The organism is Brevibacillus sp. HB1.1 (genome assembly GCF_013332445.1).
Lineage (GTDB): Bacteria > Bacillota > Bacilli > Brevibacillales > Brevibacillaceae > Brevibacillus > Brevibacillus porteri.
In genome coordinates this window covers 192,737-208,232 of record NZ_JABMIV010000002.1, presented here as the reverse complement: position 1 = coordinate 208,232, position 15,496 = coordinate 192,737, and the positions used below count along the sequence as shown (strand labels likewise).

Annotated in this window: 12 protein-coding genes; 11 read left to right on the top strand and 1 reads right to left on the bottom strand. The window is 45.2% G+C overall.

The genetic code is table 11. The features are described from left to right. Nucleotides 1-65: 65 nt before the first annotated feature. From HPY27_RS06015 to HPY27_RS05990, 6 genes are all read left to right on the top strand, one after another. On the top strand, nt 66-1,847 hold the full coding sequence (locus HPY27_RS06015; protein ID WP_174224575.1) for an ABC transporter ATP-binding protein: 1,782 nt from the start codon (nt 66-68) through the stop codon (nt 1,845-1,847). A gap of 2 nt (nt 1,848-1,849) precedes the next feature. After that, entirely contained in the window at nt 1,850-3,649 is a 1,800-nt protein-coding gene (locus HPY27_RS06010) for an ABC transporter ATP-binding protein (RefSeq protein ID WP_173621806.1), read from the top strand. Beyond that, nucleotides 3,646-4,353, top strand: a complete 708-nt coding sequence (locus HPY27_RS06005) for a 4'-phosphopantetheinyl transferase family protein (RefSeq protein WP_174224574.1) — start codon at nt 3,646-3,648, stop codon at nt 4,351-4,353. The genes HPY27_RS06010 and HPY27_RS06005 overlap by 4 nt, the downstream gene beginning before the upstream one ends. Nucleotides 4,354-4,383: 30 nt before the next feature. Further along, a complete protein-coding gene (locus tag HPY27_RS06000) occupies nt 4,384-5,112 on the top strand; it encodes a thioesterase II family protein (protein ID WP_174224573.1) in 729 nt (242 codons plus the stop codon). A 51-nt stretch (nt 5,113-5,163) separates the two neighbouring features. Continuing rightward, nucleotides 5,164-6,744 (top strand): lipase family protein, encoded by a 1,581-nt coding sequence (locus HPY27_RS05995; protein WP_174224572.1) that lies wholly within the window; start codon nt 5,164-5,166, stop codon nt 6,742-6,744. 228 nt (nt 6,745-6,972) lie between these two features. Continuing rightward, nucleotides 6,973-7,401: a MarR family winged helix-turn-helix transcriptional regulator gene (locus HPY27_RS05990; protein WP_017248478.1), complete on the top strand. Its 429-nt coding sequence runs from the start codon at nt 6,973-6,975 to the stop codon at nt 7,399-7,401. Between the two features lie 272 nt (nt 7,402-7,673). On the opposite strand, the gene HPY27_RS05985 is transcribed toward HPY27_RS05990, so the two are convergent. Further along, nucleotides 7,674-8,351, bottom strand: a complete 678-nt coding sequence (locus HPY27_RS05985) for a GNAT family N-acetyltransferase (RefSeq protein ID WP_174224571.1) — start codon at nt 8,349-8,351, stop codon at nt 7,674-7,676. Nucleotides 8,352-8,792: 441 nt separating this feature from the next. Between HPY27_RS05985 and HPY27_RS05980 the strand changes: the two genes are divergently transcribed. The 5 genes from HPY27_RS05980 to HPY27_RS05960 all read left to right on the top strand — a co-directional run bounded on the left by HPY27_RS05980 (nt 8,793) and on the right by HPY27_RS05960 (nt 15,361). Next, the gene (locus HPY27_RS05980) at nt 8,793-9,905 is read left to right on the top strand and encodes an NADH:flavin oxidoreductase (RefSeq protein WP_174224570.1); all 1,113 of its coding nucleotides are present in this window, start codon (nt 8,793-8,795) and stop codon (nt 9,903-9,905) included. Nucleotides 9,906-10,128: 223 nt separating this feature from the next. Next, nucleotides 10,129-10,497, top strand: coding sequence for a nuclear transport factor 2 family protein (locus HPY27_RS05975; RefSeq protein WP_174224569.1), 369 nt, complete (start codon nt 10,129-10,131; stop codon nt 10,495-10,497). A gap of 191 nt (nt 10,498-10,688) precedes the next feature. Further along, the gene (locus HPY27_RS05970; protein ID WP_254612835.1) at nt 10,689-11,510 is read left to right on the top strand and encodes a helix-turn-helix domain-containing protein; all 822 of its coding nucleotides are present in this window, start codon (nt 10,689-10,691) and stop codon (nt 11,508-11,510) included. 240 nt (nt 11,511-11,750) lie between these two features. Next, complete coding sequence (locus tag HPY27_RS05965; RefSeq protein WP_173621812.1) at nt 11,751-13,490, top strand: ABC transporter ATP-binding protein; 1,740 nt, start codon at nt 11,751-11,753, stop codon at nt 13,488-13,490. Next, nucleotides 13,487-15,361, top strand: coding sequence for an ABC transporter ATP-binding protein (locus HPY27_RS05960; protein ID WP_174224567.1), 1,875 nt, complete (start codon nt 13,487-13,489; stop codon nt 15,359-15,361). Before HPY27_RS05965 ends, HPY27_RS05960 begins: the two co-directional genes overlap by 4 nt. Nucleotides 15,362-15,496 lie beyond the last annotated feature (135 nt).

Genomic DNA, 15,496 nt, shown 5'->3' with positions numbered 1-15,496 from the left:
ATTCCCCTTGGGAACACGTTTTCCAAGGGGAGTTCATCCATTACATCCTTGGAGAGGAGCAGCAAATGATTTTTACCAAGCAAGCTCAGCACAGAAAGAAAGCGCCCGTGTTTGGCTGGGTACTCTCATATGTAAAGCCTTATCGAGGTTGGGTCATAATCTGTATCATTGCCTCGCTTCTTGTGGCTGTGGCAAACATTTGGATGGGAATCCTGATCAAAACCATGGTCGAACATACGAACAACTTCGACAAGCTGGTCAGTATTGCTCTCATCATTTTTTGTCTGACCATCGTCGGTTTTCTCTCAAAATATTTCATCACGTATTCGGCAGCTAGATTCAGTTCAAGAGCCATGAGAGATTTGAAAAACAGCATGGCTTCTCATCTCGAAAAAGTTCCCATGTCCACCATGGATAAATATCATTCCGGCGATCTCGTTTCTCGCTTAACAACAGACGCCCAAATCTTGCAAAGCTTTTTGCAAAAGCATTTTTTCCAGCTTTTTTATTTGCCAGTTGTTTTTGTGGGAGCTCTTGGACTGTTGTTGACGATCAATTGGAAGTTAATCATCTTCAGCGTCGCAATCCTTCCCGTTGCCATCGCTATCACAGGGTGGATGAGCAGACCGCTTCAAAAATATTCGGAGCAAATGCAGGACCATCTGGGTCAAACGAACGCCATCGCTCAGGATACGCTTTCCGGGATTCACATGGTCAAAGCTTTTCAATTGGAAGGCGTTCTGTATCGTAAATACCATGCGGGTATGAAGCAGGTATTGAAAAATGCGTTCCAGGCAGAGAAAAAACGCGCGTGGATGACGGCACCAGGGATTTTATTGTTTTCTTCCCCAATCCTGTTTTTTGTCGCTTATGGTGGGTACTTGATTCAGGCGGGAGAATTGGATCTGGGCAGCTTGGTCATCTTCAGCTATTTGCTTCACTTTATTATCGAACCACTTTCACTCGCACCCGTTTTGTTTGCCCAAGTACAAGAGACATCAGGTGCGGCAAAGCGACTGCAAGAAATTTTTACACAGCCAGTCGAACAAAATGATCAGCCTGAAATTCCTGTTGATCCAGAGGCGATTCCTGTACAGTTTGAAAACGTTACGTTTGCCTACGATCAGGCAAGGATTCTTGATAACGTTAGCTTTACGTTACATCCGAGCAAGATCGTTGCTTTAGTAGGCGCCAGCGGGAGTGGAAAGAGTACCATCATGAAATTGCTGTGCGGGTTTTATCCAATGGAGCCGGGCAACGGAAGACTGAATGTTTTCGGGCATTCCATGACTGATTGGAATATGACGGACATGCGGAGCTATCTTTCCATGGTTTCTCAGGATACGACGCTATTCCCCGTATCTATTGCAGAAAATATCTCGTATGGACGCATTCATGCGACACAAGACGAGATCATTGCAGCGGCAAAAGCGGCCAATGCGCATGACTTCATCATGGAGCTGCCGCAAGGATATCAAACAAAAGTGGGAGAACGAGGCTCTCGTTTATCCGGAGGACAGAAACAGCGTATCGCGATTGCCCGAGCGATTTTGAAGGACGCCCCGATTCTTCTGCTGGATGAACCAACGTCTGCCTTAGATACAGAATCGGAAGCTTTGGTCCAGGAAGCGTTGGAAAATGTGATGAAAAATCGGAGTGTTCTCGTCATTGCTCATCGACTGTCTACGATAAAAGACGCGGATGAAGTGCTTGTTTTGGAGCAAGGACAAATTGTAGAACGAGGTACACACTACGATTTGCTTGCACAAGGCGGCGTTTACACCAGATTGTATCAAAAACAGTTTGCCACAGAGATGCACAGCACGCTGGCTGCAGGGGGGGTATAGGCATGTTCATCCAGAATTTGATGCGGGAACTACTTCAACTGCTGTCGTTTATGAAATCGAAAAAGCGAGCGTATATTTTGGGACTCGTGGGTGACGGAATCGGTCAAGCAGCTGTATTGGTATCTTTACCTTTCGTGTTCAAGGATCTGACGGATTTTGCGAACACAAAAGACCCTGTTTTATTAACGAGAGCGATTGCCACCATGGCTGTGATGTTCCTCTTGCTGAGTATCTTGTCTCCATTTTTTAGCTACATCTATCGACGATGTGTCCGCGAGCTCATTGCCAACATTCGGCTTCATGTCTATCAACGTTTGAGCAAGCTGCCTTTCGATTATTATGAGCAGCACCATTCGGGAGATACGATGTCGAGGCTGGGCAACGATGTTGTCCTCATGGAAAACGCGTATGCTGAGCAATTGAAAACGTTAAGCATCATCCTGCTGTCACTGATCGGCTCGATCATCGGGATGTTTGCGATGGATTGGAAAATTGCCGTCGTCCTGTTGCTCGTAAGCGCATTGACTCTTTATGTGAATATGCTGTTTGCCAAGTCAGTCCGGCGCATTGGAGACCGAATGCAGAAGCAGATGGGAATGGGGACAGAAAGATTAAACGATTTTTTGTCAGGGTTGCCCATCATTAAAATGTTCCATTTACATAACGTTGTCACCGCACGTTACACGGAAGCAAACGAAGAAGTAGCTTCGTCTGCGATCAAGCAAGGGCATAAACACGGATTATTGGAAGGGACCAATTTTTTCATCCAATTCTTAAGCTTCGGGGGAATGCTTGTTTTTGGCATCATGATGGTATCCAAACAAATGATCGGGTTGGGTGTGCTGGTCGCTTTGGTTCAGCAACAGATGCTTGTGACACTGGCATTTCTCCAGCTTGGCCAAGTCATCACAGCGTTACAGAGCTCGCTAGCAGGCGCTTCTCGGGTCGTCGATTTTCTGAATGAACCTCTCGAACCAGAAGAGTATCAGAAGAGCTCCGACAAATACCGGCCATGCGAAAGTATGCTGAAGTTGGAGCAGGTCGTTTTCGGATACAACGAAGCTACAAACGTGCTGGATGGTGTTTCGTTGCGAGTCGAGCAAGGCCAAATGGCTGGGCTAGTCGGAACGAGTGGAAGTGGAAAAAGCACCGTCATGAAACTTCTGTTGGGGTATTACCCACCTGCGAGCGGCTCTCTTTATTTACTGGGCAAGCCCATGGGAGCCTATTCTCTTGCAGAAATTAGAAGCTTGATCTCGTACGTGCCTCAGGATGCCTTTTTGTTCGAAGGAACCATCGAAGACAATATCCGTTACGGCTGCCTGGATGCTTCGGAAGAGGATGTCATCAAAGCAAGCAAAGCAGCGTATGCGCATGATTTTATTATGGAACTGACAGATGGTTACCAGACAAAAACAGGAGAACGCGGTGCCAAGCTATCTGGCGGACAGCGTCAGCGGATTGCCATTGCCAGGGCCATCCTGAAAAATGCGCCGATTCTTCTACTGGATGAAGCAACCTCCGCTTTGGATGCAGAATCGGAATATTGGGTGCAGCAAGCATTAACCGCACTTATGAAAGATAAAACGGTACTTGTCATCGCTCATCGCCTGTCGACTGTAGAGGATGCCGATGTGATTTACGTGATGGATCAAGGAAAAGTCATCGAGCAAGGTCGCCATGTAGAGTTAATGGAGCACAACGGCACGTATGCCAAATTGTATGAAGTGCAGCAGCGAAAGGATCGAGCAGAACAAGTTAGTGGCCTTGAACTGACAGAAAGAAGAGTGAGTGCTACGTGATTGCCATTTACACTTTGAAATGTCCAGCTGTCATGGAGAAAGAGTTATTCAACCGATTTTTGCAAGCACTGCCCGAAGAGAAGGGGGAACGGATCAACCGTTTCAGAAATCCGGCTGATTCCTATCGGGCGTTGCTCGCCGACGTGCTCGTACGCTCTCTCATTTGTGAAGCATACTCGATTTCCAATGACGAAATCGAGTATGACTACAATGCATACGGAAAACCTTTTTTGAAATCATTTCCCAACTTCTGCTTTAACGTCTCACATTCCGGAGAATGGGTGGTCTGCGCCACGCATGATTCGCAAGTGGGGATTGATGTGGAGCAAATATGTCCGATTGACTTGGATATTGCCACTCATTATTTTGCACCAGCCGAAGTAGAAGATCTCTTGGCAAAACATCCGGATGAACAGCTTACGTATTTCTTCGACCTTTGGACCTTGAAGGAGAGCTATATCAAAGCAAGAGGCATGGGACTGTCTATTCCACTACAATCATTCGCCATTAGAAAAAAACTAGACGAATCGATTACGATATCGCAAAATGATTCGCGCGATGCTTGGACATTTCATCAGTATGAGATCGATCCAGGCTATAAATTGTCAGTATGCGCGACTACCAATCAGTTTGCTGCTCAAGTCGTCATGAAGGATTTACAAGATTTGTATCAGTCCATTTTTCATAGAAAGATATCGAGGTAATTACGTAATGAAGAAAGGGCGGGGAAAGAGATGAAATTGTTCTGCTTTCCGTACGCAGGTGGACTTCCCAGCATTTATTACAGTTGGAGACGGGGATTGTCGCCAGCGTTATTGGAAATTGATCCATTCGAGGTACGGCCTTCATTTCAGAGTGATAGCATGGTTCTTTTCACCTCGTTTTATGAGGTCTTGGAGGATGTATACAAACGGATCACACCAGAGCTGGGGGAAGAACCTTTTGCCTTTTTTGGTCACAGCATGGGTGGATTAATCGCGTTTGAACTGACACGAAAGCTGTTGCAGAATGGAAAGCCACTGCCCCAGCACTTGTTCTTGTCTGCATCCCGCGTGCCACATGCGTATCACAAACTGGCGAAAACATACCACCTGCCGCATAACGAGTTCATCGGATCACTACGAACACTTGGTGGCACACCCGATGAAGTTTTGGATAATCACGAGCTCTTGGAGCTATTTTTGCCAACGATTCGCGCTGATTTCCAAGCCGTGCAAACTTACGAAATGAATAACGAGCTTCCTCAGCAAATCCCTGTCAACATGACGGTTTTGTTTGGGAAAGAAGATTCTATTGAAATCCAAGATATTGTGGCGTGGAGAGACTATTGCGGGCGAGAATGCAAATTCTTTCCAATGCCTGGTGGGCATTTCTTTATTCATCACCAAATGAATCCGATCCTAGCAATCATTCAAGACACATTGAATGTAGACCGGGCAGTTGCAATCCGTGCACAATTCTAACGATTGTGCACGGCAACAATAAATCCTAAGGTGAAGGTTGGTGTTCTTTTTATGAATCAGAAAGCACTATCTCGTTTGCTGGCGGCCGTTACATTATCAACGGCGCTGGTCTACCCGCAAGCGGCAAGCGCAGCGGCTCCACCTCCGGCTCTGCATGATGACAACCCAAGTGGTCATTTTGGTGACTGGTACACTGGTGCGGTTCCTCCCAATGCATCCAAAGACAAGCCCGTGATCTTGTTTGTTCAAGGTCTGCACTCCACCTACAAAACCTGGTATACAACAGACGGATATTATGATGCAGCCTATAACGCCGGGTATCGTACCGCATTTGTGCAGTTGAAGGACGCGGATGGTACTGGTGGCAACATGTGGACAAACGGAGCCAAGCTCGCCGAAGTTATTAAAAAGGTCGCAGATTATTATGGTGTCTCCAAAATCAATATCATTGCACATTCCAAAGGTGGCATAGATACACAGGCAGCGCTCGTCCACTATGGCGCGCATCCGTATGTCAATGTTGTTCACCAGCTTTCCACGCCAAACAAAGGTTCAGAATTGGCTGACTTAGCTTACAGCAATTGGGCAGGATGGCTTGCTGATATTCTTGGCAAAAAAGACGATGCGGTGTATTCCCTGCAAACGTCATACATGGCAAACTTCCGTTCCCAGACTGACAACCGTACCGAAATTCGTTCAACCAAGACATACATGGCTGCCGGAACAGGGGATGATGGCATGTTTAGTCCTACCTGGTTTGGTCATGCGGTTCTTCCCGGTGAAGATGATGGCGCTGTTTCCGTTGATTCTGCCTTCGGTTTGACTTATGGGATCAAGAGCTTTACAAAAGATATTTCCCACGGTCAAATCGCGAAAGCCTCGCAAACATGGGATCTGGTCGAACCGAAATTGCAAAAGGCTTCTTTACGTGCAAATAAAGTAAGCGAAGACAAGTCAAAATCAAGCACTTTGGAAGAGAGCTCCGTTATTCTCCGTGGTGGCGAAGTGGAAGACAACGTCTCGGAAACATTTTTCCTGGAGAGCGGAATCGATCAGTTCAATGTGGATACGATGACTTCGTCGGAAGACACTGTTGTGACCCTGATCAGTCCGTCTGGCAAAAAGTATGAAGCGGACCGCAGTGAAAAAAGCGAATCGGAGGATGAATCCGAGATATTCCAAGGTGCTGTTCATCACTTCATTGAAGTTGAGGAGCCTGAAGCAGGCGAATGGACACTTGAAGTGGAGGGCTCTGACGATGCCTTTTTCATGGTGGGTTCCGTGAATGGCGGAGAAGAAGCGAAAGTAAAGGCGAGCAAAAAGGTATTCAAGAAAGGCGACAAGGCGAAGATTTCCGTCGACTTGGGTAAAAACGAAATAGATCAATCGCTACTGGAAAAAGCAAACCTGACACGTTCACTGAACGGCGAAAAAGCAAGCGTCCTTGATGAAGTGAAGTTTGCCATAAAAGAAGATGAGCTTACTGGCAATTTTAATGTGCCGACTAAACCAGGTGTTTATAATCTCTCCTTTGACGTAACTGGCATCAATGAGGACGGCGAACCATTTACACGCTCTATTAATTACAACTTTGCGGTAACAGATCGTGATGGCGAAATCGAAGACCAATAAGAAGCATCTTTTGCTATTGGCGATACTTGAACGAGTTAACCAAGTCTAGATTTCGCTTTCATTTTTTCACAGCCCTCATGGAAAGTGAGGGCTTTTTTGTTTTGGCTTCCAGTCCGATAGAATCGAACAAAAGAAGTATTCGTGACGAGAGTTTGGAGCGTGATACCTTTCTGTATTATAATGAAACGGATTAACATGATATATAGTCGAGAACAGGTGGAATTTACTATGAAAACCGACCCTAATCATGAACTTATAAACGATTGGTTGGCTCTTACTCACATTACTGAAAGTATTTCCAATATGCTTGAAAAAGATTTACGAGAAAATTACAATCTTTCTTTAAAAGAGTTTTACGTCCTTTACTTTTTATCGAAAGAAAGTAATAAAACACTGAGGTTACAACAATTACAGGAACGGGTTGGATTAAGTCAAAGTGCGATATCAAGGCTGGTTGGAAGACTGGAGGCAAAAAATTGCAGAGCTTTACAGAGGAATGTATGTGAAGACGACCGTAGAGGCGTTTATACTCAGTTGACCGAATTAGGTGAAGAAAAACTCCAGAGATACCTCGTGACGATGAATGAAATTCTCCAATCTGCTTTTTCAGATGGAAAATTTGATGAAGCATTACAATTGTTAGTGCAAAAGAAGTAATTGCAAAAAGCCACCATTTCCTACCCAACGGAAATAGCGGCTTTTTTTCGTATATGTCTGATGAAGATAATGTTTTAGATTGATCTATTTAAAGAAAAAGCGGTGGTTTATGACCATGAAAGTAAAGTCTTAGACAGCCCCTGCTGTTTCAGCGTGTTATTCAACTAAGGTACTCGTTGCTTTAACATGTGATACGTTTCACCACGCTGTCTGAAACGGTAAGTTTTAAGGCCATGCTTTCCGGAATATGGCCTTTCATTTTGATGTAAACCTTAATAGATTGAAATATCCGTTCCATAAAAGTGAAGACGCAGGCGTTTTGCAATGGACAGCGAAGAATAATTATCCCATGATGTACTATATAAAGGAATCCTTTGAGACCGCCTTATCGCTTGGGCCCATGAGGACGTTACGTGCATTGCATATCCTTTTCCTCTATAATCTTTCAATGTCTCGACTCCGGCCTCTGCAGCCTTATCGTTACTTCTTGCGCTAAAACAGACAGATACGGCCATGTTGTTTTCCGTCACCATAAAACAAGGTCCTCGAAACTTCAGTTCCGATAAAAGGGTAGGAAACCCTGGTTCCAAGCAGTATTTATTCTCTTCAGTGACCAAGGTGGCGTCTGTGTAATCCTTTACGGTTTCATGAAATGTAAAAGCCGGCCCCATCCATAAGTCTCTAATTTCTCTGTCTTTCTCCAACGCGTGAATAACATTAGGCAGTCGCTTGGTTGAATCACCCTGATTCAGGAATTGTATGATGCCATGGATTATGTGATTTGGTACGTCGCTGTGAAATCTTACAATACTGCCAGCAACGGTCTGTCCCCAAAAAAATCGAGGAGCAGGCTGGTTCGTTGGCTCATTAATCGTTGTGATACGTCCAGCATGATCATGAATATAGAGTACTCTTGCTTGAATGCTCATTAGTTCTAAATGGTTGTACAAATGCTTACCTCCTCTATTGATCACTCACCCTTTCGCTGTACAATTTAATTATCATCAAAGATCACTCGCTCTCGGCATAATCTGTATTCAAGATATCATCTTTCAGAAGCAGTTTGAATGGTCTTCTTTACGTTTCAACCAATAAACTTGCCGTCATTTGAGATACGGTTCTCCGTTTGATCTTAAACTAATCTCCCATTAGTTATAGGGATCGCCGTTACACTTATCGGTTGACAGGTGAAAAAGGATGATGGTAAATTAGATGCGTGCGCATGCATTTAAAAACATTAGAAAGCTCTACTCACAAAAATCAGTAATGGAGTGGGGGTTTCAAAGGTGTAGAGTTAACAAATCCTAATATAATGTGATGTTACATCTATTGCACAAGAGTGATAAGGAAAAATTAGTATGAAAAAATAGTGAAAAGAAAGAGGGAATCACATGAATTCGTCAAAATCTGTAACAGCGTTATTCACCCCGTTTGAATACAAAGGACTGAAACTTGAAAATCGGTTTGTTATGGCACCCATGACCCGCAGTTTTTCACCGAAAGGGATTCCAGGGCCCAATGTAGCTGACTATTACCGTCGCCGCGCAGAGAACGAGGTGGGCTTAATCATCACCGAAGGAACGCTAATCGAGCATCCAGCTGCGGGTGCAGACCAGAATGTCCCCCATTTCTATGGAGAGGAAGCACTGGACGGATGGGCACGAGTTGTTCGAGAAGTACATGAGGCGGGAGGAAAAATTGCTCCGCAGATTTGGCATACCGGCATGGCTCGCCAAAAAGAGAAATTCCCAGAATCAGATGCCGAACCAATCGGTCCTTCTGGTCTAAGTCTTACTGGTGAAAAGGTATCAGAACCACTCAGCATCGAAGAAATCAACGATCTCATTCGGGCTTACGCACAAGCTGCTTCTCAAGCTAAGAAAATTGGTTTTGACGCAGTGGAAATTCACGGGGCACATGGCTACCTGATTGACCAGTTCTTCTGGGAAGTCACCAACAAGCGTACAGATGAATATGGCGGTGATCTCGTAGGCCGCACCAAATTTGCTGTAGAGGTGATTAAGGCTGTGCGGGATGCAGTCGGTCCAGACTTCCCGATTATTTTTCGATTTTCCCAATGGAAACCGAGCGATTATCAATCCAAACTGGCAAAGTCGCCTGAGGAATTGAAGCTTTTCCTTACATCTCTGTCCGAAGCCGGTGTGGATATCTTCCATGCTTCCACCAGACGCTTCTGGGAGCCGGAGTTTGAAGGCTCTGAACTAAACCTGGCAGGCTGGACTCGTAAACTGACGGGAAAACCCACGATCACCGTTGGATCTGTTGGATTGGACTCTGAGTTCCTGAGTCTATTCACCGAAGGCAAGGGTAGTCAGCCCGCTAACATCGATAATCTGATTGAGCGTATTGAGCAAGAAGAGTTTGATCTTGTGGCAGTTGGACGTACGCTACTGAGTGATCCGGCTTGGGTATCAAAAATTCGTAACGGGAATACCGAAGAACTTCAACCATTTACGCGAGAAGCATTAACAACATTGAGCTGATCGCTATTTTATAACAGGCAGCTTCTGTAAATAGAAGCTGCCTGTTGTGTTCGTGCTCCAAGACCAATTACCATTCACCACTCCATTTTTGAGCTAAATAAACAAATTCATTGAGCTTATTAGCAAAGGAATGATCGTAATCCCCTGATATTCTTGATGCATGAAGGGAATGTCGATAAAACATTCCCTTCATACTGGAAAATCAATTGAGGAGGATTGCCAGATGAGCAGAGCACCCATCAAAAATTACGAGGAAATTCTGGAAGTGATGAATAAGTATGTGGAAGGAATCGCCACTGGAAAAAGCGAAGTCATGAAACCAAGCTTCCATAAAGATGCGATTATGTATGGATACGAACCTATTGGTTTGGTGGAAGGATCTATTCAATATTTGTATGATTATGTGGATCAAGCGGGTCCTGCACAAAATCTTCAAGCAAGAGTGGATATCCTTGATATTGAAGGCACGGCCGCTTGCGTTCGTGTCGTTTTAGAAAGTTCAGATGGCGCGGTATACTCTGACTTTCTGCAGTTGCTGAAAATAAACGGCGAATGGAAAGTGATTGCGAAACTGTTCCACCGTCATACGTAAACCCAGTTCTTAAAAGCCGATCACGTCAGAAAAAGACAAACCCGTCTAATCTTGCTTCCGTGCAAGGCAGCGGGTTTGTCATTCTGATCGGAAGGGGAAGGAGGCGACTATTTTTGTCTGTAGGAACCACTAGGATAATCAAGGCGCCGCAAGGGTTAACGAAAACAGATTTTAAAATTGGAAGTCTAAAAATGAAAGGGATATCTGTGATCGACTTCTGCTTTGACGCAGAAGCCACAACAGGGACGATGTTTCTAAAGGATCATCTTTTGTTAATCGTTCTTCAGGGAGTGTACACGATTCGGTACGGTGATCAAGTATACAAGGTCCGCAGTAATGAAATGATGTTTCTGCAGAAATCAATTGCAATCGAATTTGAAAAATCGGGCGAGCTGAATTCAGGGGACGGATTGAATGGTTTGATGTTTTTCCTAAAAGAAGAGATACTGGATGATTTCATCAAATTAGGCGATATAAAGCCCACTTACCCTGAATCACCAGTACCAGTATCGGTGAATCCGGTTAATACGTGTATTTTGGAATACGTCGAATCATTAGAGCCCTATTTTGATAATCCAGATGAAATCGTAGAGGGTCTTGTTAAGGTGAAAGTAATGGAACTGTTGTTTCATGTGATTGATGCAAATGAACAGATCTCATCCCAGCTCTTGCAACCTAAGAGAAAAGAATGGAATAACATTGACAAGGTAGTAGAGGAAAACCTGATGAATCCCGTTTCTCTTCACGATTTGGCTTATTTATCTGGACGAAGCTTGTCGACGTTCAAACGGGATTTTCAAGTTATGTACAATACATCCCCTATAAAATGGATTCGTAACCGCAGGCTAGACAAAGCCAAAGAACTTCTTACAAATACGTCATTATCCGTTACAGATGTTTGTTTCTCCACTGGATTCGAAAACGCTGCACATTTTTCAAAAGTGTTCAAGGACAGATTTGGTTTTCCCCCTTCCGAACTCAAAAAAGGAAGTGGGCTAAAAAGAACGATGTAGTTCCATTCATAAGAACAAACTACGAAACGATTCTGATAAAGGGTCGTTTTTTTCGTTGGTGGGATACAAAAAAAGAACCAGTGGAAAAGCGCATGGGCAAATCCAGATGTAAGAGCTCCTTCGGTAGTCCCTATGGTAAGTGCAGGCAGCAATCAAGCGTACATCGCAAATACATGCATACAACCGTAAGGCGATTGGAATTGTAGTATGGAAGAGGCAGGAAAGGGAGCGTGTATCTGTATGATGAGGCTGTTTCGATACTTGACGTCCTACAAATGGCCGATCACAGCGATATTGGTGCTTGTATTCGTCCAATCGTTATCCGATCTGTACTTACCAACATTAATGGCGGATATCGTTGATGTCGGGATTGTGCATGGCGACACCTTCTTTATTTGGAAGGTTGGCGGTTTTATGCTGCTCGTCGCTGCTGGTGGGGGCTTATGTGCCATCGGAGCCAGTTACTTCTCATCCAAGGTTGCCATGAGTTTTGGTCGTGAGCTGCGTGCCAAGGTGTTTAACCAAGTAGAACACTATTCCATGCAGGAGATCGACCAAATTGGTACAGCCTCGCTCATTACGAGGACAACGAACGATATCAATCAAGTCCAGCAGGTTTTGATCATGATTTTGCGTATCATGGTGGCTGCTCCCATGATGTGTATCGGTGGAATTATTATGGCTTCATCCAAGGATGCCAAGCTGACGCTTGTTCTTGCAGTAGTTGTTCCCATTCTAGCTTTAGCTATTTTCCTGATCGCACGCAAGGGGATGCCTCTTTTTAAAGCCATGCAAAAGAAGCTGGATAAGCTGAATTTGGTCGTGAGGGAAGGCTTGACGGGAATTCGTGTGATCCGCTCGTTTAACCGTATAGATTTGGAGAAAAGGCGTTTTAACGAGGCGAATACTGATTTGACACAGACAGCGATTAACGTGAATCGAATCATGGCAGCCTTGATGCCGATTATGATGCTGACTTTTAACTTGTCTGCCGTTGCCATTCTTTGGTTTGGTGGCATTCGTGTCAGTAATATGGATCTGCAAGTTGGTGATCTCATGGCGTTCATCCAATATGCGACGCAGATTATGTTCTCATTGGTTATGCTGTCGATGATCTTCGTCATGGTTCCGCGTGCTTCTGCATCCGCTATCCGAATTAACGAAGTGTTGGATTTACATTCGACCATTTATGATCGCTCTGAGCCTGTGACGCAAACGAAAACAACAACGCCAGGCACGGTGGAGTTTCAGGATGTGACATTTTCTTATCCTGGTGCGGAACATCCCGCATTGACCTCGATCACCTTTACAGCTCGTCCGGGGCAGACCACCGCGATTATCGGAGGGACAGGCTCCGGTAAATCGACGATACTCAATCTGGTTGAGCGATTCTACGATGTGACTTCCGGAGCCATACGGGTAGACGGCCTTGATACACGTGACCTGCCTCTAGAGCAATTGCGAGCAAAAATTGGTTATGTCCCACAAAAAGTGCTGCTCTTTTCAGGCTCGATCGCTGACAATATTCGCTTCGGTAAAGAGGACGCGACAGACGCCGAAATCGAGCATGCCGCGATAATTGCGCAGGCAGGCGATTTTATTGCGAGTATGAAGGGCGGATACGAGGCACACATTTCCCAAGGCGGTACGAACGTGTCCGGTGGACAAAAACAACGGTTATCGATTGCGCGGGCAATTGTCCGACAACCGGCCATCTATATGTTTGATGACAGCTTTTCTGCGTTGGATTTCAAAACAGATGCGTTATTGCGAGTAGCTTTAAAAGAAGAGATCGAGAAGAACCAATCCACGTTAATCATCGTGGCTCAGCGGGTTAGTACTGTGATGGACGCAGACCAGATTATCGTGCTGGATGAAGGCTCGATTGCGGGTATGGGTACACATCAAGAGCTCATGCAAAACTGCGAAGTCTATCAAGAAATCGTACGATCCCAACTGACAGAGGAGGAGATCGCATGAGTGAACCGCGAGGAGGTAAGCAAGCTCCAAAGGGTGGCGGCCACATGGGTGGACCGATGGGAATGGTGATACCAGGAGCAAAAGCAAAGGACTTTAAAGGTACACTCAAGCGTTTGATCGGCTACTTTCGGCCACACCGTATACAGCTGATCATCGTGTTTCTGGCTGCCGTTTTGAGTACGATCTTCGCCATTGTTAGTCCCAAACTGATGGGGAAGGCGACAACGAGTCTTTTCGCAGGCATGATCGGTCTCATGCAGGGACAGCCTAAGGAAATCGTATTTGACTTTGGGTATATTGCAAATATCCTGCTCCTATTAATCGTCTTGTATGTCATTAGTGCGCTGTTCAGCTATTTGCAGCAATACGTGATGGCAGGAGTATCTCAGAAGATCGTCTATGACATGCGTGAGCAGGTAAATGAGAAATTGTCCCGCCTGCCGCTGAAATACTTTGATTCGAAAATGCATGGGGATATTTTGAGCCGTGTCACGAACGACATTGATAATATCAGCAACACGCTCCAGCAAAGCCTGACACAGCTCATCACTTCCATCGTGACGATCATCGGTGTCATCATTATGATGCTGACGATTAGCCCATTATTGACTCTCATTCTAATTTTGACGTTGCCGCTCAGTGCCATTGCTACGAAACAGATCGCCTCGAAATCACAAAAGCATTTCATCGGACAGCAGAGCTCCCTTGGTGAATTGAATGGGCATGTGGAAGAAATGTTTACGGGGCATCAGGTTGTAAAGGCGTTTGGATATGAGAAGAAGTCACAGCAGACATTTGATCAAATCAATGCCAAGCTGTACGAAGCCGGATGGAGGGCGCAATTTATATCAGGGATTATCATGCCGGTAATGAGCTTCATCGGAAATATTGGCTACGTGCTCGTCTGCATTGTCGGCGGGATTCTCGCTACGAACGGTTCCATTGAAATCGGGGATATCCAAGCCTTTATCCAATATACTCGTCAGTTCACGATGCCCATTGCGCAAACCGCGAACATCGCCAACCTGATCCAGTCGACGATCGCCTCAGCGGAGCGGGTCTTTGAGGTTTTGGATGAAGAAGAGGAAGTGCCTGAAAGCACGCAACCAGTCACGATCGCAGCGCCTAAAGGTAAAGTGGAATTTCAGCATGTCAAGTTTGGTTATAAAGAAGGGCATTTACTGATGCAAGACATCAATCTCGTAGTAGAACCTGGACAAAAGATTGCGATCGTGGGCCCAACAGGTGCGGGTAAGACGACCATGATTAATTTGCTGATGCGCTTTTATGAGCTCAATGGCGGAGCGATTCTGATTGATGACGTTGATATTACACGCATGAAACGAAGCGATCTTCGCTCTCTGTTCGGCATGGTCCTGCAAGATACGTGGCTGTTTAACGGAACGATCCATGATAATTTGGCCTATGCAAAATCTGAGGCCTCTGATACAGATATCTTTCGCGCAGCGAAGGCGGCTCGTGCCGATCACTTTATTCGCACGCTACCAGAGGGATACAAGACGGTGTTAAATGAAGAGGCCTCCAATATCTCCCAAGGGCAAAAACAGCTGTTGACCATCGCTCGTGCTATTTTGGCAGACCCTACGATTCTGATTTTGGATGAAGCAACAAGCAGCGTTGATACACGGACCGAAGTGCATATCCAGGAAGCGATGAATGAACTGATGAAGGGACGTACTAGCTTCGTGATCGCCCATCGACTGTCTACGATTAGAAATGCAGACTTGATCCTCGTCATGAACAAGGGAACGATCATTGAACAAGGAACACATGACGAGTTGATGGAGCAAGAGGGCTTTTATGCTGATTTATACAACAGTCAGTTTGCAGAGTCCACATCAGCAGGCTAAAATCGATGCTTTACACGAAACCGCCAAGTAAGGGCGGTTTTATTGTTGGGAGAGGAAGTGTACAGGGTGGCATGGTAATTGCTTGTTAATATGTCAAACAGGTAAACCAGCTCTATGAATACGAAAGCGAGGAAA